This is a genomic window from Sporomusa malonica, assembly GCF_900176355.1.
Classification (GTDB): Bacteria; Bacillota; Negativicutes; order Sporomusales; family Sporomusaceae; genus Sporomusa; species Sporomusa malonica.
Window position 1 is genome coordinate 261,749 of the sequence record NZ_FWXI01000003.1, and the last position, 20,573, is coordinate 282,321.

Sequence of the window (20,573 nt, forward strand, 5' to 3'; positions counted from 1 at the left end):
GCGAGGATCCAACGTTTTGCGTTTCATTTAACTATTATGCCAAGAACTCTAATTCTAGAATTTAAAAGTGTATTATCAAATCAGCAGTGACATAGCTGCGGTCATCCGGGACACCATTCATATCTTTAACCCGCTTAACTGGGGCATAGTTGACCTTAAACACAGTCTTGTCGAATACAGTTTGTTCGTAGGAAAACACTAACCCCTTTGTATTATCAATGTTTGATCCATTAGTTGGGTAATTCCAACCGTTAGGAGTAGTCTCAAGCAGAGTGTCACTGCATGGATCAAAGTAAGGGTCAGCCTTTATATATGTTAACGACACCCCGCTAGAGCCAAGTTTTGCCGGATCAGCTCCTTGATATTTGACCCGCGCAAAGTAAGCCTTGGCTGCCGATCCACCATTATTATCTTTTGCTAAGGTGGAATCATTACGCCCGTACTCGCCACTAACTACCCAATCCTCATTTATATTTTGCTTGTACCCCATAGTTGCAGTTTTATAAACATCTTTATCCCCATTTTGCCACAGGGTTGCTATGATTTTCTTATCCTTATCTATATCATATGCGGCATCCACCCCGTAAAAGTTATGATTACCACTACTAATTGGATTAGCTAAATCGGGGTCATATGTCGTAATAAACGTATTACCACCAACTAAGATAGTTGTTAGTTTATCGGTCTTTAATTCAACGCTTGCACCATCGAAGTATGGCGTAGTACCAGTTAATCCTAGACCTTGTTGAAATGCTAACCGACCAACATGATATTCGGCATTACCCTTTTTGGCTACTATCATAGCCAGCTTAACAGATGGACTATCCAGCCTATCAGCAATGCTAGAAGAACTACGCGACCCAGCAAATAGCGCTCCAATAAAAGATACATCTTTGGAAACCGGAGCAATTAAATTTATATCTGCCCGGTGATAAAATCCACTTTTCTTAGTGAGATCAGGAGAAAAATTATACATGCCCCGATCATTGGCATTACTGTATCTGGCATCAAACGTACCGTTTATGATTATGTCTGAAGCCAAACAGGCAGAACCGGCTGCTGCCCCGACCATAAGTGTTGCTAACAAAGCTGCTACCTTTTTTTTCATAAATAGTTACCCACCCTTTTTCATTTACTTCTGGTGTCATTTCCTTAAAAGTCAAATCTCTGGTAAACCATAAAGCTCCTTCCCTTATCCTCTCCTTTTACTTAATGGCAGTGTATAGGTCGTCTTACATCAACCTAATGCATTAATCATGCCAACTGCAGAGATTTTTGAAAATTTCCCTAAAAAAAGCCATAGAATAGGCGAACTCTTCGTGTTCTGATAAATACGGACCGCCTGCGCGAGGTTCCTTTGAAGATTCAGAACCCCGCAGTGATGAACATTTGCATCGCTTTTTCGAGAACTTTCTGTATTTTTCCTCAATTCATCAAATGATGATAAAATTCATCATTTGATGATATACGTCATCATCGAATGATGATACACCACGCAATTTGCTGACTTTAGAAGAAATAATCTAGAGATTGAGCGCTTATGCTAGGCACACCAAAAAAGCATACTCGCTAATTCCTTAACGAGCATGCTTAAGAGATCTTTAATAGTTATTCACCTGGCGTGTAATCTAGAAAAAAGCTCAACACTGTCTGACCAATTCTCGGTTGCAGAAATTATTACACTATTAAATAGTGGTATAGCCGGGTTGGTATTGGCCTTATTCCATGCAGTTACCATCCCTACCTGAGCGTCATCTCCTTCTAGTTTGATAAAGCGGAGATTGGAGCTCGCATAATCTTTGGTCGTTACATAAGGAAGAATGGAAATTCCCTCGCCAGCCTCAACTAAAGTTAAAAGTGTTTCGGTAAGCCGGGGTGTATGAATAATCCTAGGCACAAATCCACGGTTTGCGCACAACTGAATAGTCCAATCATAGGGAAATGGGCCGACATCTCGGTGCAGCACAACAAACGGTTCTCTGGCAACTGCGGATAAATCTAAAACTGAAGCTTGCGCTAAGGGATGATCCTGATGCATAACCCAGCACTCCATATCGGCATAAATAGTCTGCCATGTTAAGCTGCTGCATTGTTCCAAAGATTGTGGCATGGTAAGGCCGACATCTAATTCTCCACGCTCTAAGCCCCGGCTGAGTTCCCGCCAGGGAATTTGGTGAACGTTTAAGCTGATATTTGGATAGTTTTTACGGAAAGTCTGCATAGCTTGGGGTAAGAAATGCTTGGTATGTGACTCGAGAAAGCCGATTTTTAACGTACCGTTGAAACCAGAAGCTGTTTTGCGTGTAAGCGTGATTGCCTCTTCATAACTGGAAATAATAGCCTTAGCCTCCTTCAAGAAGGTTTCTCCGGCAGGTGTCAATTTTACCCCATGAGTATTTCGAGTAAACAATTTAACATCCAATTGCTTTTCAATCTCGACGATACGCAAACTTACCGTTGACTGCGTCAAGTAGAGAGACTTGGCTGCTTCGGTAAAATTTAATCGTTCTGCAACACAGACAAAAAGTTGTAATTGCCGTATATCCATAATTACACCCTCCCTATATCAGCCGTATCCAAAATTCTATTTTAATTATAAGTAAGCAATAACTGCTTGACAAGCATGCTTATTGTATTTTTAAATATGCTGATTATCATATTCAATTTCCCAAAGCTTCTTTTCTAATCTATACTTAACCAAGAAACTTGTCACACAATTCTATTATTTCTAAATTGGAGGTACTTTAAAATGAAATCAAATCAAGATCTTCTGCAAGAACGTAAAAAAAGAATTCGCCAAGCCGTTTCCCTCGAAAAGCCGGATAGAACACCGGTAGTAACCTTGGCTGATGCTTTTTGCGCCACTCACATGGGCGTTAAGCTATCTGATTTTTGCTCCAGCTTACACGCATCTAATAAAGTAATGGTCGAGTCCATTACGGAACTTGGTGATATTGACGGTTTTGATTCAGCTTTTGTTGCCGCCCCCCTTTTCCCTTTAGGGTTCATGTCAAATATAAAAATGCCTGGGCGTGAACTGGGCGATAACATTTTGTGGCAGCTTGATGAAAAAGAGATTATGACAGTCGAAGATTATGACACAATTTTGTCCAAGGGCTGGGAACCCTTTATGCAGGACTATGTCCAAAACCGTTTAAATGTTCCCCTAGACTTTATTTTGTCAGAACTTGCCGATACTCCTCAAATGGTTAAAAATTTTGAAGATGCCGGATATGTGGTGTACTCGCCGCTGGTTATTAATCTTGTCAATGAGCTACTAAGCGGCGGTCGTTCCATGCCTAAATATATTCAAGACTTGTATAAGCGTCCAGACAAAGTTGAGGCCGTACTGGATACCATTCAGCAAGGCGTGCTAACAAATATGCGTAAACAAATCCGTGATACTAATTCAGAATATGTGTTTATCTCCCCCGCCCGGGGCGCCAGCCAATTCTTTTCCCCTAAACTATGGGAGCGGTTTGTCTGGAAATACTTGAAGCAAGTTGCCGATGTTATTATTGAAGAAGGCGCCGTAATCAATTTCCATATTGATTCTAACTGGACACGCGACTTAGAGTACTTTAAGGATTTCCCGAAGGGCAAGTGCGTATTCGAAACCGACGGTGCTACCGATATTTATAAAATTAAAGAGGTCCTCGGTGATACGATGTGTATCAAAGGCGATGTATCGGCTGCTATGTTCACATTAGGTACACCTGATGATGTATATAACTACTGCACCAAATTAATTAAAGATATGGGACCGGGTTTCATACTGGCCTCAGGCTGCGCCGTACCGGTCAATGCCAAAGTAGAAAACGTAAAAGCCATGATTGCCGCTGCTAGCGGAAAATAGCTATAAGCTCCAATCCACCTATTAAGTACACCCTAATTTGTTAACTGACATTCGTTATTTCAAATTCCACATGGTATTTAGAAGTTGCTTTGGAAGTGCGTAGGTCCTGTAGGCAAAAGTAGATGAGAAAAAAAGCAGTAATCCCCGAAGATGTATAAGGGACAATTCTAAATAATTATTAAAGGGTGGGGAAAAATGGAGAATGAAACAAGAAGAATCGTAGGGTCTGGTGAGAAACTGAACATATGGCAATCATTGTTTTATGGTTTTCAGTCAGTATTGGCATGTAACTTGTTTTTAGGTCCCATCGTCATCATCGGAATCATGAAAATGGATATTTCGAGCGCTGCTGCACTGATTTCGATGACTTTCCTGGCTTGCGGTATTGCCACGGTTATTCAGTCAGGCTTTTTTCTCAAGTTTCAGGTTATTCAAGGAATGTCTTTCGCGACAATCGGGGCAATCATAGCAATAGCAACGCAAGCAAATTTCGCCACGTTTGCAGGTGCCCTGATAGTAGCATCAATCGTCCTCATGCTTATTGGTTGGTCAAAGATTTTTAGTAAAATCGTTAAAAACTTTATTCCTGAGCTGGTTGCGGGAACAGTTATTCTCATTATCGGACTATCATTGATGCCAATTACTTTTAATTCCTTAATTGCCATTCCAGGAAATCCTGGGGTTAATTTCCTGGAAGCAGGAGTCACGTTTGCTGCCATGATTGTGTTCATGAGGCTTGCACATCTTCCAAACAAAATCGGTCGAGTTTCGATGGTTGGTGCCGTTATTTATGCTATAGCAATTGGAACATTTGTCGCATCGCTGTTTGGCCATGTGGATTTGTCACCTGTCGCGTCGGCTCCTTGGTTTGCTGTTCCTCAGCTATTCCCCTTTGGTGCTCCACAGTTTGAATTAAACTCAAGTTTAATTATGAGTTTTATCTTGTTGATAGTTATGGTCGAAAGCATTGGTACCTGGTTTAGCATCGCTGAGATGTCAGGTGAGAAACTAGAATCCGATCGAATCGACAAGGGTGTAGTCGGCGAAGCAGTGGGTTGCTTAATTGGTTCATTTTTCGGTGGCTTACCGGTCACTAGCTATGCTTCGAACTCCGGAGTCATCGCAGTCACCAAAGTATTCAGCCGCTATGCGGCGATCGGCGGCGGTATTATAGCTGTGGTCATGGCACTCTGCCCTAAGCTGATGTTCCTAATCGCTGTTGTTCCTAGCTCTGTCGTCTGGGGAATATATGGAGTGATTTGTATTATGATCATGATGAGTGGTTTAATGAGCATTCGCAACTACTCGTTAACTGAGCGCAATATTTTAGTTATCGGCACCACTGTTCTGACAACAATTGGCGCAACAGTTCTGCCGCCGCCGCTCGTTCAGAGCATGCCTCCGTTACTTAGTTATTTGTTCAGTTCATCGATTTGTGTCGGCGCACTAACTGCGATTATTATGAATTTAATTCTCCCTGCAAAAGCAGCAGATCGTGCCCTAGTAACTAATTCTTAGTTCGCGGTCAAATAATTTTTCGGATATACTTCTTTTGGGGATATTACTCTGCCAACCTAAAATCTACATGCTACCACTGGTGGTATTATGACTTTGTAGCATCAATCATAATACCACCAGTAATACAAGACTTCTGCACTTCAGGCCATAACTCCCATTACCTAATCCAAAGGCGAGCCTACCAACTACTCTGTTCACCTGTAGAAAATGTAAGAGCCATTATTGCCGCCATTAGGACTTTCACCAACAAGTAAGCGCTCATGCTGGGGGCGCACCGGAGGCAGGGTTGTAGCAATCGCTACAACCCTGTTTATTGGCAGAGAGGGTGGTGCGAACCCACGGTCCCGGTCGCAGCCAAAAACACAGATCCCCGGACTTCAGTGTAAAATGATTTACTTACAACACTCTCAATTAAACACGAAATGCTAGTTCTTGTACTCTTGTTGCCAGGCTGGTAAGCGATTCTATGGCTTTACTTATCTCATAGCTGGCAGCTTTCTGCTGAGAGCTAATTTTATCAACCTCATCTATTTCTTTTTCTATCTGCGTTATTTCCCCTCGCATGCTTTCTAAAATCCCCTTGATTTCCTTAACAGATGTCTGACTATTATTAGACAACTTCCTAATCTCTTCAGCAACCACAGAAAACCCTCGTCCCTGCTCTCCCGCTCTAGCCGCTTCAATGCTCGCGTTTAGTCCTAGCAAATTTGTATTTGCTGCTATATCTTTAATAAACATAAGAATAGAGTCTGACTTTCCAATATTCTGTACCATAGATTGCCCTGTCACACCGAGCAGCTCTAATCGCTTATTGAGCAGTGCCGCATTAGCTGCAAGTTCTTGGCTTGATGCCGCCACCTGTTCAGACGCTGCAGCTATGGTTTGCGCAACATCATACAGAATTTCTTGGGTTTCTAAACTACACGCCAAACCTATTGCTCCAATGATTTCTCGATTTTCATTGACGATAGGCGCACTAATGCTCTTGAACGGAAAGCCCCAAACCTCTTTAGATACTACAAAATCTTGCGTAATTTTACTGGAGATGGCTTCCCACATGCCATCTCCTTTACTAACAGCTTTACCGACAGGCGACTCATGCTGCATCTTTTTACCTGGTTTGTAGTATAGAAAGGTATCTCTATCAGATATAACCACCATCGAGTCAAACGGAAGCACCGTTTGGATAATAGGTGTACATAAAATAAGCAACTCTAATGTTTTATCCATATTTAAAGTTCCTTTCTCACGTTCACTTCCTCATTTATAAGTTGTTAAATAACCTCTAAAAAGACTGACAGCGTAGCAAGTACAGTGTCAGTCTTCGTAACTTTACCCAGTTTGAGAATATAGGATACTATACCGTATTTGTAGATTCTGTCTGGTACTGGATTAAAATCCGCCGTATTTGTATACTCTGTCTGGTACTGGATTTAGATCATCTTCATCTATTTCAGCCACACAGCGAACCATAGCGCCATCGCCCAACCACCAGCGAATCGGGAATGCCATGAATTTAAACCGTTTGCCTACAACTTTTTCAAGATCTCCCCCAACGTTTTCGACACCTACAATGCCGTTACCCATCATATATTTGTGGCAAGGCTCCCAGGTTCCTGCCAGACCATGGTCTTCAAGCTTACCATACGCTTCCATATATTTCTCTTTACCAAAGGTTTTGATAAATACATCCTTTTCGAACTCTGCATAAGCCTCAATACCAAATTGCTCAATATATTCCTCAGTAATCGGTTTGCCTGAATCACCAATAAGATTCATTGCCGGTGGACCGTTCTTACCCATTGTTGTATGTAGCGGGTGGTCAAGGGCTTGCATGTCCATAGCTACACATTTTGGTTGATATTTCTCAAACCATTGTCCTGCTTCTCTACCGCAGCCGCAGGAATAATGATAATACTCTTTAGTGTCATCAAATTTCAGATGTATACCTGTTCTTAAAACAAGTACCATGCCCTTTACTTCTTCATGTGTTACTCCTGCACGTGCCAAAGCATCGTCAAGATGTTTTGCGGTAATAAGGCCCCAGCGCTCAACACGAATATCCAGGCAAACTGCATCTCCATAATATGCATCCAGTGGCAGCTCATGAGTGTAACGTGCGCGCTTTCCGTCAAACTCGTATTCCATAACATGGCGAGGTGCATCTGCATGTGTTCCGCAATGCATAACAACATCTATTTTTTGCGTTAATACTCCGCTTTTTGCAAGACTATGCATAGTATCAATTTTAGGTTTTGCAAAATACGGCCATACGGGTATGTCAGCATGGAATGGATGAGTTAAATCTACTAATACTTTTTTTCCCATTTGTTATTCCTCCAAATAATTAATTTTTAACCAGCGGTACATCCACCGTCAACATACAGAATCTGACCTGTTACAAAGTCTGAAGCTGGCGCAGCTAAGTATACTGTTGCTCCAACCATATCCTCGGTCACAGCTGCACGTCCCAAGGGAATACGGGACAGGAATATTTGCTTGAGTTTTTCATCTTCGAGTACTTGCTGCGTCAGCGGAGTCCAAAAGATGGTCGGCGCAATGGCGTTTACCGTGATATTATATTTAGCCCATTCGGTGGCCAACTGTTTGGTCAAGCCATCAACAGCTGCTTTGCTGGGGCCGTAAGCAGCATAACCACCAGGATGGCCGGCAAAACCACGCACTGAAGATATGGTAATGATCTTACCAAAACCCTGATCTTTCATTACCCGGCCAACATGCTTACAAGTGAGGAAAGTGCCTTTAACGTTAATATCCATTACCTGCTGGAAGTCTTCAACCGGAAAATCTTCGGCCGCATGACGTTTGGCAATGCCAGCTACAGTCACAAGAATGTCAATCTTGCCGAAGGTGTCCACAGTCTGTTTAACCATGTTGATTACATCTTCTTCTTTGCTGACATCACAAGCAACACCCAGTGCTTTTCTGCCGAGTTTTTCAACACCCTTTACTGCTTCTTCCAGGGTAGCAATCGTTCTACCGGTAACAACAATATCAGCACCATATGCCGCCAACCCGGCAGCAATCGATTCTCCCAGGGCACCGGCACCGCCGGTTACTACTGCTACTTTGCCTTCAAGACAAAACAGATTTTTGATTTTATCCAAAATTGCCTGTTCCATTACATATCACCTTTCCATACCCAATTATGCTTCAGGATAATTCATAACCACCAGCATACTTGCGGGTTTATTGGTTTCATTGATAATTTCTCTGCCTTCATTGGCTCCGATGTAGATAGAATCCCATGCCTTCAACACGACTTTTTCCGTCTTGGTAGTAACAGTTACTTCGCCTTCGAGAACAAAATAAATCTTCTCAACAGGGGATGCATCATATTCAGCGCCACCAGCCGGCAGAAAATGCGACAGGCCCATCCAAAATTTCTGTGCCCCGGTTTCCTCCTTCCCATGCAATTTTAGCGCAACCATGTTGAAGTGCTTTGGGGCTTGGTATGGCTTTACATCTTTTAATTCGATTTTCTTCATTTTTTCCGTCTCCTCCTTCCACATTTTTCCATGTTTATAACATTATTAATAATATAAAGATTTACTTAGACTGCCATCTCTTTGATATCAGAAGAAATGATGTAATCTGCATCCGTAGCTTCTCTTACCGTCTGGAGAGCAACACCAGGAGCTATTTCGGTTAGTACCAGCCCTTGTTCGGTGACTTGAAATACACACAAATCAGTAATTATTAAATCCACTTCATGTGATGCAGTCAGCGGCAAGCTGCATTTTTTCATAATTTTGGGTACGCCGCCTTTACCGACATGCTCCATGGCGACAATGACCCGTTTGGCACCAACGACAAGATCCATGGCCCCCCCCATGCCTGGCACGATTTTTCCGGGAACCATCCAATTAGCCAGGTTTCCTTCCTGGTCTACTTCCAAGGCCCCCAGCACAGTGGCGTCAAGGTGCCCGCCACGGACGATGACAAATGACATGGCACTGTCAAAGGTAGCGCCGCCTGGCAGAATACCGGCTGGTTGTCCACCTGCATTGCTCAGATCAGGATCAATGCTTTCTCCTGCAGGCCCTAGTCCGATAAAGCCATTTTCAGAATGCAGGATCACCTTTTTATCCTTTGGAATGTAGTTGGCAACAAGTGTAGGTATACCAATACCCAAATTTACCAGATCGCCATCATTAAGTTCTTGTGCAACCCTTTTGGCTATTAGAACTCTGTTTTCCATGAACGCTCCTCCAGTCTTCCGCTAAGCTTGAACGATGCTGCTAATAAAGATTCCTGGCACCATAACCTCGTCAGGAGCTAATTCTCCTACAGGCACGATTTTTTCCACTTCGGCAATAACAACATCGGCTGCGGTGGCGATTTGGGGATTGAAGTTACGGGTCGACATTCTGAATACCAGATTGCCGTCAGTGTCGGCTTTATGTGCCTTTACCAGTGCAACATCAGCCCGCAGGGGTTTTTCTAATAAAAATAAGCGGCCATCTATTGTTATTGTAGGCTTTCCGTCGGCAACAACCGTTCCCACACCTGTTGGCGTGAGCACGCCACCCAAACCGGCACCACCTGATCGTATGCGCTCAATCAATGTTCCCTGCGGTGATAATTCTACTTCAAGTTCATTGGCATTCATTTGGCGGCCGGTCTCAGGATTTGTGCCAACATGCGAAACAATGGCTTTTTTCACTTGGCGGTTAACAACCAGCTTTCCAATGCCCCTATCCGGAAATCCAGTGTCGTTGGCTATTACAGTAAGATGTTTATATCCCTTGCTAACCACAGCATCAATTAAACGTTCCGGAGTACCAACCGCTAAAAATCCCCCAATCATTATGACAGACGAATCTTGTACTTTGTCCATTGCCTGCTCTATACTGATTACCTTAGACATTGTTTCCCCCTCAGCTCTTAGAATTAGTGACTCCTATGCTATATTTATAAGCAAGAACTGTGCCAATCTAAATTTTATAGATCATCGCGGCAATCGCCCCTGTTGTTAGTTTCTCTTGATGAACTTTATCATCGCATTTATTAAAATACTTCCTGTATCTGTAGCTATAACTGATATTCCCAAGAGATGAAAAGACGCATCACTGTCGATGCGTCTTTTCATCTCTTAAGACGATCCCCAGCTTCTTGGCTTTCTTCACAATGGTTGATTGGTCTACTTTTAAAACTTTTGCAGCTTTTCTTGTACTCCCGCATAATGCCAAGGCCTTTTCGATGGTCTTTTTTTCGATATTGCTGACGATTTCTTTAAGCCCCATCTCCTCTACAACTAGCTCAGTCATATAAGACGGATGTATATTCAACAAATTGCCGATTTGCTCGTTACTAATCGTTCCATCTTGTTCAGATACGATAACAAGTCTCTCAATGATATTTTGTAACTCACGAATATTTCCCGGCCACGAATACTGCCGCATCATTTCAAAACCAAGCGGCTCTATCGCTGTGTTCTTTGCGTATTTAGAGTTGTATATTTCAAGGAAATGGCGGGCTAGTATCTCAATATCCTGGTCTCTTGAGCGCAGCGGCGGGATATGAATAGGAAATACGTTCAGCCGATAGTAGAGATCTTCACGAAAACGCCCTTGTTTTACAAGGTCTTTCAACTCGCAATTTGTCGCAGAGAGAATTCTTACATCTAACTTAACTGGTTTCGCCCCTCCGATACGGGTTATTTCTTTGTGTTGAATTACCCTGAGTAATTTTGACTGCAGTTCCATCGGCATATCCCCGATTTCATCAAGCATTATCGTTCCTTTGTCTGCTAATTCAAACAAACCGGTTTTTCCTGAAGTGGTAGCACCGGTAAATGCCCCCCTGGCATAGCCAAACAACTCAGCTTCCAACAAATTAGCTGGAATGGCCGCACAATTCACTTTGATAAAAGGACCATTTTTCCTAGCACTATTCATGTAGATTTCATTTGCTACCACCTCTTTGCCTGCACCCGTTTCTCCCGTTATCAAAACGGTAACATCAAGACCGGCAACTTGTTGAATACTCTTGATGACCTGCCGTGTTTCAAGACTACTCCCAATCATATTCTTTTTTAAATGGAGCTTCCTGAGGTGCTCGACTTCCAGAGCACTCTTTATCTTGTCTTTTTCAACCGCTTTTATCTGTTTTTGTGATGCTTCCAGATCAGACTTCATTTGCAGCAAGTCGGTTATTTCCCGGTCAATAATAACTACTTTTTTTACATTCCCTTCGGCATCTAGAATCGGACTGCCTGTAATCAGCATTTTAGTTCCGTTCCTTAAACTTTCGCCCATGGAGTTCACTTGATTTTTGTGCTTAATTACTTCCGGCGTTACGGCATTTAGATAAACGCCCTCCATCAACAGCTCATCAACGTACTTCCCTACAACTTCTTCAGAACGAATACCGGTAATTCTGGTGTAAGCAGCATTAACATACAAGGTCTTACCATTGCCATCAGTAATGTAAATCCCGTCATAAAGATGATCCCCGATCTCTCTAAAATCAAGCTCCCTGGCTTCAGTGAGCTCACTGAGCACTTTCTGCAAACCAGCAAAAAGCTCCTGATGGGACGAAATATCCCAATTTTGTTTCTCTATCTTTGATATTAAATCTTTTAAAATAGCCTCGCTGCTATCTATTCTGTTTTTCATTTCATCTCCCCCTAAAATTAGCTGTTCTTCGGCACTTAATAAGGTTATCCATAACCAATATCTAGCAGGATGCAAACATTCAAACCTATGTTTATTCATTACTCTTGGCATGAAAATTGCAGATGTCATTGTTGGTAAGCAGTCTCTAACCTACAACATACTAGGAGGATGAAAAGATGAGAGAAGTCGTAATTGTCGCCGCACTGCGAACAGCCATCGGCACCTTCAACGGCGCACTGGCCCCTTTATCAGCGACTGAACTAGGCAGCATCGTTATCCGTGCTGCTCTGGAAAAAGTCAATATAGCATCCAATGCCGTTGATGAGGTCATCATGGGAAATGTTCTGCAGGCAGGTCTGGGACAGAATCCGGCCCGCCAAGCTGCCCTGAAAGCCGGATTGCCTGTTGAAGTACCTGCTTACACCATCAATAAGGTTTGCGGTTCAGGCCTCAAAGCCGTTAATTTGGCTGCCCAGTCAATTATGGCCGGCGATGCGGACATCATTGTGGCCGGCGGCATGGAAAGCATGACCAATGCGCCTTATCTTCTGGAAAGCAAAGCTCGTTGGGGATATCGCATGGGTGACAGCAAGCTTATTGATGTCATGATTCGCGATGGCCTATGGTGCGCAACCAATGACTATCATATGGGAATCACTGCCGAAAACATTGCTGCCAAATATGGCATTACTCGGGAAGAGCAAGACAAGTTGGCTGCCGAATCACAGGAAAAAGCAATCAAAGCCATCGACAGCGGTGCTTTCACCCAGGAGATTGTACCGGTAACCATTAAAGGCAAGAAAGGCGATACTGTCTTTGCCGCAGATGAGTTTCCCAAGCGGGGCACATCTGCCGAATCACTTGCCACACTGCGGACAGCCTTCAAAAAAGACGGTACGGTAACTGCAGGCAATGCGTCAGGTATTAACGATGGTGCTGCCGCCCTTGTTATTATGTCTGGCGAAAAGGCCAAAGCTCTCGGGCTCAAACCACTGGCACGGATTGCCGGTTATGGTTCTGGCGGGGTAGACCCTTCCATCATGGGTATGGGACCTGTGCCTGCAAGCCAAAGAGCACTGGCTAAAGCCGGATTGACTGTGGCCGATATCGACCTTTTTGAAGCCAATGAAGCCTTTGCCGCCCAATTCCTGGCTGTTGGCAAGGAACTCGGGCTACCGAAAGAAAAAATCAACGTCCATGGTGGTGCCACTGCTTTAGGACACCCGATTGGCGCCAGTGGTGCCCGCATCCTTGTTACACTTCTCCACGCCATGCAGCAGCGTGAGGCCAAGCGCGGTTTAGCCACACTGTGTATCGGCGGCGGCCAGGGAATTGCCACCATTGTAGAACGAATCTAAAAAATAATTACGAGGTGAACCACTCATGGAAAAAACCATTATTACTGTCGCAACAACTGGAGCTTGGCCGACTAAGGAACACAACCCCAATATTCCGCTGACTCCCCGGGAAATTGCCAACGATGTATATGAATGCTGGCAGGCAGGCGCGGCTGTAGCTCACCTGCATATGCGTGACGACGAAGGCAAAGGCACTATGTGCAAAGAGAAATTCCGCGAAACGGTTGAACTTATCCGCGGCAAATGTGATATCATCCTTAACCTTACCACCTCCGGCGACCTTCACGCTACCGATGAGACCAGAATGGCTCATTTAATAGAGCTCAAGCCGGAAATGGCCTCTTATGACGCCGGTTCAATGAACTGGATGCATAACAGTTTGTTTCTGAACCCGCCTCAGTTCCTTGAGAAGCTTGGCAAAACCATGCTTGAAAATGGCGTAAAACCAGAAATCGAAATTTTCGACGCCGGTATGATTTACAACTCGCTCTACTATATGAAAAAGGGCGTTCTTGCTCAACCGGCACACTATCAGTTCGTTTTAGGTGCGGCTGGCGGTACTGCCGCTACTATCGAAAACCTGGTTTATCTCAAAGCCTTACTGCCCCAAGGATCTACCTGGTCAGCTTTGGGCATCGGGAACGGTCATGTGCCAATTATGTTTGCTGCTATTGCCATGGGCGGTCATATCCGCGTCGGCATGGAAGATAATGTGTACTATGCTAAAAATCAGTTGGCAAAGTCCAACACTGAATTTGTCGCCCGGGCGGTAAGAGTAGTTAAAGAAGCAAACAAAGCAGTAGCTACCCCAGCCGAAGCCAGAGAAATCTTAGGTCTTGCAAAGAAATAACTAGGAGACGAACTATGATTAAAAATATTGGTGTTATCGGTGCAGGCACTATGGGGCACGGCATTGCTTTATCCTTTGCCCTGTACGGCTATGATGTAACTTTATATGATGCCTATGAAAATCAGTTGAAGAAAGCAATGACAGAGATCGCCGATGAGCTCGCACTCCTGGCTGAAGAACAATTCATTGAGACTGACTCCATTGCAGCCACGCTTGACCGGATTAAGGTTTACAGTGATTTACAGCAGGCTGTTCAAGACAGAGATTATATTATTGAAGCCACTCCGGAAATACTGGAGCTCAAACAAAATTTGTTCAAACAATTAGATGAACTCTGCCCTGCGCATACTATCCTGGCAAGCAACACGTCCAGCCTCAAACTGGATGGCATGATGGCTCTGATTTCGGACGAGCGTAAACAGCGTATGATTGTTAACCATTGGTATAACCCTGCCCACCTTATGCCTATTGTTGAACTCTCTTGTTTTGGCAATATGCCTTTGGCGCTTTATACCGAGGTTGAGCAGTTACACGCTTCCATCAAAAAGCAAACAGTCAAAGTCCTTAAAGACGTCCCCGGACTGGTAGCCAACCGTATTCAGCAGGGTGTTGCCAGAGAGGTCTTTTCCCTCATTGAAATGGGTGTTGCCGAACCTGCCGACATTGACAAGGCTCTTAAGTTCGGTCCCGCCTTCCGCTATGCCACGACCGGCCAGTTAGAGGTTGCCGATTTCGGGGGCCTTGATATCTGGAGCATTGTCGGCGACAATCTGTTAAAAGAGATGGACAATCGCCTGGGTGCCAACGACCTCTTAAAACAAAAGGTAGCCGAAGGCAAGCTTGGTATTAAAACCGGCGAAGGTTTCTACAAGTATGCCGGGAATGAAATCCCTGATATTAAAAAAAGGTTTATGAAAAAACTGATCCATCAATTGAAGGCTTCAGAGTATTACACACAGGGATAAATCAATATCCGAAAACACAGGTGCCTGCACATCAGCTGACATCTGTGTTTTTTTTATCCATTAGTTCATTAGTAAAATTTGCTCAAGAACAATGCATACGATTATGCCATCCACCATACCGTTAAGCAGCATATAGCGAAACAACGGCGGTAAATTATTAAAGACCTCCTGAGGTAAGAACATTACCCCGACACCTACCATTAACGATATACCCAATATATACATTTCCCGGTTAGTTAAATTGACCTTAGAGAATTCTTTTATCCCCATCCCTAGAATCAGACAGAAAACAACAAACATCACCGAATTGCCAACAGCAGGTGGTATGGCGGCAAAAAAAACGCCAACCTGCGGAAAAATCCCTAAAATAGTTATTAGCGCAGCACCTGCAATAAAAGGTTTTCTTGATGCCACGCCAGTCATTGACGTAAACCCGATCGCCGATGCATAAGGAATAAACCCAATTACCGCCCCGAGGCCGGCAAAAATGTCTGAAACACCGGTAAAAATTGCGCCTCGATTGAACATGGCTGGTTTAAGCGGTTCACCGGTCACTGCGCTCATACCCAGAATACTTGCAATTAAGTTGGAAAAAAGCAGCAATGCAGCAAAAACACAGGCAAGAATAACCCCGAGGTCAAAGGTCGGCGTACCCCATGCAAATATTTCAGGCGCAGCTGGTAGTTGAGTACTATATTGGTTTATCTGCGGCGCGATACCAAAGATGAGAGCTGTAATCCAGCCAAAGACGACGCCAATAAGAACGGCTATACTCTGAAAAAAGCCCCTGCCTTTCAAAGTGATCCACATGATCAACCCGGTAGTAATGACAAAGGCTAGCAAACTATTGAAATCCACCATATGATTGGTGCTGTTTAATCCCAGCATACCTTTTATCATGGCCGGACTAAGCTGCAGACACATCAAAACAAGAAAAACACCATTTACCAGGGGACTAAAAATCTTGACAACCATTCCCGCCATTCCGGTAACTCCGATCAGGATGCACACAATTCCTGCGATGATAAAACCCAGCTCTATATCGGTCCGCAGAATCTCCAGCGGTTTTCCCAGACTTGGTGCCGAAGTGGCCAAAGTAATTAATAAGCCGTACCACAGGCCTGCCGGCCCTTCCATGATAGGAAACCGGTGACCCCATAGCGACTGAAATATGGATACGATTCCACACAGAATAAATGTCCGCTGTACCAAGCCGGCTAACCCCAGCTGATCAAGTCCCAGGTATCCGCCCACGATGACCGGCAAAATAGCAGCATTGGCCAGAAAGTATGTCAAATGCTGCACACTATAGGAAATCAGCTCCTTCAGGGGAAGGTTATCATCTAAACCATATCTCATCCCTGACTGCTGCATCAGCTTGCTGCTGTCCTGGCTCATGCGATTGTCCTCCTGAATGTTAATGAACCAGGGAATGGAAGATTGCCATGCTGCCCCTTTACCACTACAGGATGACGGAATTTTTCGTTCCCTCTTCCGATATCGCGCCGGGATACAGCGCGGCAATCTTCCTATAATTAGTGAACTATCCCAGGTATACAGTACCAATATTCTGACTGGTAGTGATTTCAACTGTCGCAGTGGCCTTCTCAAACCCCAGCATCTCAATTTCAATAGTATAAGGGCCACTGTTTTCAGGCAGGTTATCAATCTTAAAGTCACCGAAGTTGTCGGTAAGCACCTCAGAAAGTTTTTTCTCGTCACGGAACAGGGTAACTTTAGCGCCTTCGACACAGTCAACAACACCACTGCTATTTACAGCGACACTCCCAGCGATAAAACACTTAGTAAATCGGTATAAATTCTTGTAATACACACTAGGACGCGTATTATACTCCGGCTGCAAAACCTCCAAATTATCGGCCTGACAGATACGACTCATTTCGGCATCTTCCACATATTCCACCTTAAGCGCGCCGGTAGGACAGGCTTGCACACAACGAGGCTTTTTCCACCCCTGATCAAGAAGGTGGGCGCAAAAACTGCACTTTTGCGGAACATCATGTTCTTCATTCCACCAGATCGCTTGATAAGGGCAGGCTTTGACCAGTTCTTTCTGGCCTTTAGCTTTATTCGGGTCAATGCTAACAACACCGTCAGGACGTTTGGCAATACTGCCGCGGGATGCTTTAATACAGGGAGCATCCTCGCAATGCATGCAGGTAGTCGGCCGGTAGGCTACATCAATAAGTGGGTACTGCCCCCGCTCTTTGCGCATGATATTTATCCAGCGATGGCCATGTCTGGGCTGGGGCCGGGTATAACCCGGCCAATCATTATCAACATGCTCATCTTTGCAAGATAAGAAACAATTATTGCAGTCTACACACTTTTCAACATCAATAATTAAATGCCACTTTTTCACGAAACGCTCTCCTCTCCGCCCCATTTGCCAACTTCAACAAGACAGGAATTAGCCGCCATGGCATGGGATTTTTTAATCATCATCCGGCTTGGCGTCAATAGGTTGATACATCCGCCAAGATCTGGCGACTTTCCGGGTTCTCCTGCCGGCTTATATACTGCTGAAGACTCGTAAGAATGTACGGTTCCCGGCGGAATTCGTTCAGTCAATTGTGCTGCGCAAACAACGGCACCACGATCATTGAATACCTTAACCAGATCGTTTTCTTTGATACCCCGGGCCGCTGCATCGCTGGAATTGATTCTGACAATCCAGTAATAATGCCCGTTGATCAGCACCCGATGATCCTTAATATCGTTGATGGCACTGTCTTTGCCATCACTTTGCGTATGGAAGGTGAATTTGGGGTGAGGTGAAATCAGTTGCAATGGGTACTTAGCAAACAGCTCAGGCGAATGTGGCCCTTCCCAGGCAGGATTATATTTCATAATTGGCGGCCGGTCGGGGTCATTTGGGTCAAAGCGTTTTAGACTGGAAGATTCAAACTCGATTTTGCCTGATTGTGTTTGCAGCCCCATACGGTATTCGCCTGTATAGTCAGCTGGAGCCGGAAACGGCTCAGGGGTATCTTTCGCACGGCCTTCAGCATACCAGCGAAAAGACACCGGATCACGGCGATTCTCTGGCAGTGGCGGAATAACATAATAGCCTTTTTTGAGAAACTTCTTCCAGGAGAGACGGTTTGGCAGGTCGGTGCCGTCAAATAATCGCTTGCACCATTCCAGTTCGGTAGATCCCTCAGAGTAGACTGAACCCAGCCCCAACCGTTTAGAGAGTTCCAGAAAGATTTCAATATCTGATTTTGATTCACCCAGCGGCTCAATACATTTATGCTGCAGCACAGCCACACGGTGATTCACCTGCGTAAACGAGTGATAAATGTAGCCCCCGCAGTTAGCAAATTCGCTGATGTCCCAACGCTCGAAATTAGTACAGGCCGGCAGGATAACATCGGCAAACTGGGCCTCTCCTTCAAACCAGATCGACTGGTTGACAACGAACTCCAGGCCATCTGACCGGTACATGTTTACGTAGCGGTTGGTATCAACCATTGTGCCGATATGTGAGCCGCCATATTTATAGTACATTTTTACCGGTGAGTGACCAGGGGACGGGTATTGGAACGGGAAGAACTGACCTTCGATTGTCTTGGCGTCAGCCGACCAGCCTTCGCAGCGGCCTTCCATGATGGCTTCAGGTATCTTGAGGCGCGGCACCCCTTGATTAACCGTATTCATGGTCACGATATTGGGCATCCGCTGATATAAATTAAGGAAGTTGCCTGTACCAAAAATATCGCCGGAAAAACCACCCTCGGCGTATCCTGGGAAGTAGAAACGTGTGTCAACCGGTGTCCCCTGCTGCATGCCGCCCATATTAACCCCCGGCTTGCCTAACCCCTGCATAGCCATCAGACATACCATGCCTCTGGCCCAGTCTGTTCCGGTGGCAGTACGGCAAGCACCGCCGAAGCCGATAATCCCGCCGGCAGCCAGATAGGTTTTTTTACGGCCCCATTCCCGCGCCAGTGCTCTGATATCTTTAGCGGGAATACCGGTCTCCTGCTCCTGCCATTCCGGGGTTTTAGGTACACCATCCTCTTTACCAAGTACATAGTCTTGCCATTTTTTAAAACCGGTGGTACGCTCAGCCACATATTCTTTATCATAGAGGTTTTCGGTCATCCAGACGTAGGCAATCGCTAAGACCATAGCACTGTCTGTTCCCGGCTTAGGTGCCAGCCACTTGCCGCCCATCAGACCGGCAGTATGGTTGTAGTATGGATCAACATGGACAATCTTGATGCCCAGCTCTTTCAGCCACTGCCGACGCACTGTCCCTTCCTGAGCACCATACACCCCGCTGGTAGATTCCGGGTCACTTGACCAGAAAACAATCATTTCACAGTTTTGGAGACAGTCTTCCACCAAATTGTAGGTTTCCGAGCCGCCATTACGGGCGCTTTGTCCCCAGTGATGAGTTGCCCCCCAGAACCAGCCTTCCCAGCTGTCAGGATTATGCACTACCGGTGTCCAGCCGATAGCATTGAAAAATCTCAATCTGGCGCTCAGCCAATAGCCTAATGCCCCCCAGGTATGGTGGGAGCCGCTGCCGTTCATAATGGCTCCAGGGCCATGATCTTTTTTTACCCGCTTAATTTCGTTAACCACAATAGTAAGTGCTTCATCCCAGCTAATCCGCTCATAGCCGGATATCCCCCGGTTTTGCGGGTTTCTCTCGCCATTCGGATCAAAGTCTACCCGTTTCATCGGATAGAGCAGACGATCAGGCGAATAAATCATGGATTTCCAGGCTAACGTATGGGGATTAACAGTAGTTTTCTTAGGTGGTGAAAAAGTCTTGCCTCTGGCTTTGACCACCCAGGGCTCGGCATCCTCTTCATCAAATTCAATCGGGGTGATGCGGATGATCTTGCCGTCCTTGACATAGACAAAAACCGGGCCGCCGTTAGTATTGCTGGTATAGCGCTTGACACCCTTACCCATGTCCACGCCATATTCAGGGTCAATATTCATAGTCATATTCAAGGTCTCGGCAAACCAGAGTGTCAGTTCGTCCGGCCCTTGCATGTCGATCTGAAAATGTTTGGCTGCACTGATAAATTCCAATTGAGTCTTTGTCGGACTCATCAGCCTTACAGCAGTCTCCGCATCTTCAAATATCATAGCAACATCTGGGTTATCATATATACCTGCTTTGGAAGAAACCTTGCCATCTTTAATAATAAAATATCTGCCTTGAGAATTATCACGCAGTTTAATTTGGGCTATCAGATTTTTTTCTTTCAGCCGCTTGGTAAAGGTTTTCGATCTCATTGACGTCATCTTTAAAATTTTTTCTAGACCGAAAAGAATAACAGAAAATTGCGTACTTTCAAGCGCCATAGTATTCTTCTCCTTTGAAATAACTTCCATCACTAC

General features: G+C 44.8%; 17 protein-coding genes. 5 read left to right on the forward strand and 12 right to left on the reverse strand.

Annotated features, from left to right (window positions below; genetic code table 11):
• Positions 1 to 61: 61 nt before the first annotated feature.
• Both B9A22_RS04880 and B9A22_RS04885 read right to left on the reverse strand, forming a co-directional pair.
• Positions 62 to 1,108 (reverse strand): hypothetical protein, encoded by a 1,047-nt coding sequence (locus B9A22_RS04880; protein ID WP_084574579.1) that lies wholly within the window; start codon positions 1,106 to 1,108, stop codon positions 62 to 64.
• Positions 1,109 to 1,612: 504 nt separating this feature from the next.
• A complete protein-coding gene (locus B9A22_RS04885; protein WP_139796170.1) occupies positions 1,613 to 2,548 on the reverse strand; it encodes a LysR family transcriptional regulator in 936 nt (311 codons plus the stop codon).
• A gap of 201 nt (positions 2,549 to 2,749) precedes the next feature.
• Here B9A22_RS04885 and B9A22_RS04890 point away from each other — a divergent pair, with 201 nt between their 5' ends.
• Together B9A22_RS04890 and B9A22_RS04895 are read left to right on the forward strand one after the other, a co-directional pair.
• Positions 2,750 to 3,856: a uroporphyrinogen decarboxylase family protein gene (locus B9A22_RS04890; protein ID WP_084574580.1), complete on the forward strand. Its 1,107-nt coding sequence runs from the start codon at positions 2,750 to 2,752 to the stop codon at positions 3,854 to 3,856.
• A gap of 195 nt (positions 3,857 to 4,051) precedes the next feature.
• Entirely contained in the window at positions 4,052 to 5,374 is a 1,323-nt protein-coding gene (locus tag B9A22_RS04895) for a uracil-xanthine permease family protein (RefSeq protein WP_084574581.1), read from the forward strand.
• A gap of 411 nt (positions 5,375 to 5,785) precedes the next feature.
• Here the strand turns inward: B9A22_RS04895 and B9A22_RS26250 are convergent, their stop codons facing one another.
• The 7 genes from B9A22_RS26250 to B9A22_RS04930 form a co-directional block, all read right to left on the reverse strand.
• The gene (locus B9A22_RS26250; protein ID WP_084574582.1) at positions 5,786 to 6,604 is read right to left on the reverse strand and encodes a methyl-accepting chemotaxis protein; all 819 of its coding nucleotides are present in this window, start codon (positions 6,602 to 6,604) and stop codon (positions 5,786 to 5,788) included.
• Between the two features lie 162 nt (positions 6,605 to 6,766).
• Positions 6,767 to 7,702 carry a cyclase family protein gene (locus B9A22_RS04905; protein WP_084574583.1) on the reverse strand — a complete coding sequence of 312 codons (936 nt, stop codon included), beginning with the start codon at positions 7,700 to 7,702 and terminating at the stop codon, positions 6,767 to 6,769.
• Positions 7,703 to 7,728: 26 nt separating this feature from the next.
• Positions 7,729 to 8,517 carry an SDR family NAD(P)-dependent oxidoreductase gene (locus B9A22_RS04910; protein WP_084574584.1) on the reverse strand — a complete coding sequence of 263 codons (789 nt, stop codon included), beginning with the start codon at positions 8,515 to 8,517 and terminating at the stop codon, positions 7,729 to 7,731.
• 24 nt (positions 8,518 to 8,541) lie between these two features.
• Positions 8,542 to 8,883 (reverse strand): cupin domain-containing protein, encoded by a 342-nt coding sequence (locus tag B9A22_RS04915; protein ID WP_084574585.1) that lies wholly within the window; start codon positions 8,881 to 8,883, stop codon positions 8,542 to 8,544.
• A gap of 65 nt (positions 8,884 to 8,948) precedes the next feature.
• On the reverse strand, positions 8,949 to 9,596 hold the full coding sequence (locus B9A22_RS04920; RefSeq protein WP_084574586.1) for a 3-oxoacid CoA-transferase subunit B: 648 nt from the start codon (positions 9,594 to 9,596) through the stop codon (positions 8,949 to 8,951).
• Positions 9,597 to 9,617: 21 nt separating this feature from the next.
• A complete protein-coding gene (locus B9A22_RS04925; protein WP_084574587.1) occupies positions 9,618 to 10,265 on the reverse strand; it encodes a CoA transferase subunit A in 648 nt (215 codons plus the stop codon).
• A gap of 199 nt (positions 10,266 to 10,464) precedes the next feature.
• Positions 10,465 to 12,015 carry a sigma-54 interaction domain-containing protein gene (locus B9A22_RS04930; RefSeq protein ID WP_084574588.1) on the reverse strand — a complete coding sequence of 517 codons (1,551 nt, stop codon included), beginning with the start codon at positions 12,013 to 12,015 and terminating at the stop codon, positions 10,465 to 10,467.
• 176 nt (positions 12,016 to 12,191) lie between these two features.
• Between B9A22_RS04930 and B9A22_RS04935 the strand changes: the two genes are divergently transcribed.
• From B9A22_RS04935 to B9A22_RS04945, 3 genes are read left to right on the forward strand one after another with little or no spacing between them, the layout of a single operon-like run.
• The gene (locus B9A22_RS04935; RefSeq protein WP_084574589.1) at positions 12,192 to 13,373 is read left to right on the forward strand and encodes an acetyl-CoA C-acetyltransferase; all 1,182 of its coding nucleotides are present in this window, start codon (positions 12,192 to 12,194) and stop codon (positions 13,371 to 13,373) included.
• 25 nt (positions 13,374 to 13,398) lie between these two features.
• Positions 13,399 to 14,223: a beta-keto acid cleavage family enzyme gene (locus B9A22_RS04940; RefSeq protein ID WP_084574590.1), complete on the forward strand. Its 825-nt coding sequence runs from the start codon at positions 13,399 to 13,401 to the stop codon at positions 14,221 to 14,223.
• A 14-nt stretch (positions 14,224 to 14,237) separates the two neighbouring features.
• Positions 14,238 to 15,188: a 3-hydroxyacyl-CoA dehydrogenase family protein gene (locus B9A22_RS04945; protein ID WP_084574591.1), complete on the forward strand. Its 951-nt coding sequence runs from the start codon at positions 14,238 to 14,240 to the stop codon at positions 15,186 to 15,188.
• 60 nt (positions 15,189 to 15,248) lie between these two features.
• Here the strand turns inward: B9A22_RS04945 and B9A22_RS04950 are convergent, their stop codons facing one another.
• The 3 genes from B9A22_RS04950 to B9A22_RS04960 form a co-directional block, all read right to left on the reverse strand.
• Complete coding sequence (locus B9A22_RS04950) at positions 15,249 to 16,586, reverse strand: uracil-xanthine permease family protein (RefSeq protein ID WP_084574592.1); 1,338 nt, start codon at positions 16,584 to 16,586, stop codon at positions 15,249 to 15,251.
• 145 nt (positions 16,587 to 16,731) lie between these two features.
• Positions 16,732 to 17,571, reverse strand: a complete 840-nt coding sequence (locus B9A22_RS04955; protein ID WP_084574593.1) for a 4Fe-4S dicluster domain-containing protein — start codon at positions 17,569 to 17,571, stop codon at positions 16,732 to 16,734.
• On the reverse strand, positions 17,568 to 20,537 hold the full coding sequence (locus B9A22_RS04960) for a molybdopterin-dependent oxidoreductase (protein WP_084574594.1): 2,970 nt from the start codon (positions 20,535 to 20,537) through the stop codon (positions 17,568 to 17,570). Before B9A22_RS04960 ends, B9A22_RS04955 begins: the two co-directional genes overlap by 4 nt.
• Positions 20,538 to 20,573: the final 36 nt, after the last annotated feature.

Coding starts and splice junctions, on each gene's coding strand:
- B9A22_RS04915 (WP_084574585.1), bottom strand. CDS start 8,883: ATGAAGAAAATCGAATTAAAAGATGTAAAGCCATACCAAGCCCCAAAG.
- B9A22_RS04905 (WP_084574583.1), bottom strand. CDS start 7,702: ATGGGAAAAAAAGTATTAGTAGATTTAACTCATCCATTCCATGCTGAC.
- B9A22_RS04890 (WP_084574580.1), top strand. CDS start 2,750: ATGAAATCAAATCAAGATCTTCTGCAAGAACGTAAAAAAAGAATTCGC.
- B9A22_RS04910 (WP_084574584.1), bottom strand. CDS start 8,517: ATGGAACAGGCAATTTTGGATAAAATCAAAAATCTGTTTTGTCTTGAA.
- B9A22_RS04940 (WP_084574590.1), top strand. CDS start 13,399: ATGGAAAAAACCATTATTACTGTCGCAACAACTGGAGCTTGGCCGACT.
- B9A22_RS26250 (WP_084574582.1), bottom strand. CDS start 6,604: ATGGATAAAACATTAGAGTTGCTTATTTTATGTACACCTATTATCCAA.
- B9A22_RS04895 (WP_084574581.1), top strand. CDS start 4,052: ATGGAGAATGAAACAAGAAGAATCGTAGGGTCTGGTGAGAAACTGAAC.
- B9A22_RS04925 (WP_084574587.1), bottom strand. CDS start 10,265: ATGTCTAAGGTAATCAGTATAGAGCAGGCAATGGACAAAGTACAAGAT.
- B9A22_RS04880 (WP_084574579.1), bottom strand. CDS start 1,108: ATGAAAAAAAAGGTAGCAGCTTTGTTAGCAACACTTATGGTCGGGGCA.
- B9A22_RS04960 (WP_084574594.1), bottom strand. CDS start 20,537: ATGGCGCTTGAAAGTACGCAATTTTCTGTTATTCTTTTCGGTCTAGAA.
- B9A22_RS04945 (WP_084574591.1), top strand. CDS start 14,238: ATGATTAAAAATATTGGTGTTATCGGTGCAGGCACTATGGGGCACGGC.
- B9A22_RS04950 (WP_084574592.1), bottom strand. CDS start 16,586: ATGAGCCAGGACAGCAGCAAGCTGATGCAGCAGTCAGGGATGAGATAT.
- B9A22_RS04920 (WP_084574586.1), bottom strand. CDS start 9,596: ATGGAAAACAGAGTTCTAATAGCCAAAAGGGTTGCACAAGAACTTAAT.
- B9A22_RS04885 (WP_139796170.1), bottom strand. CDS start 2,548: ATGGATATACGGCAATTACAACTTTTTGTCTGTGTTGCAGAACGATTA.
- B9A22_RS04935 (WP_084574589.1), top strand. CDS start 12,192: ATGAGAGAAGTCGTAATTGTCGCCGCACTGCGAACAGCCATCGGCACC.
- B9A22_RS04930 (WP_084574588.1), bottom strand. CDS start 12,015: ATGAAAAACAGAATAGATAGCAGCGAGGCTATTTTAAAAGATTTAATA.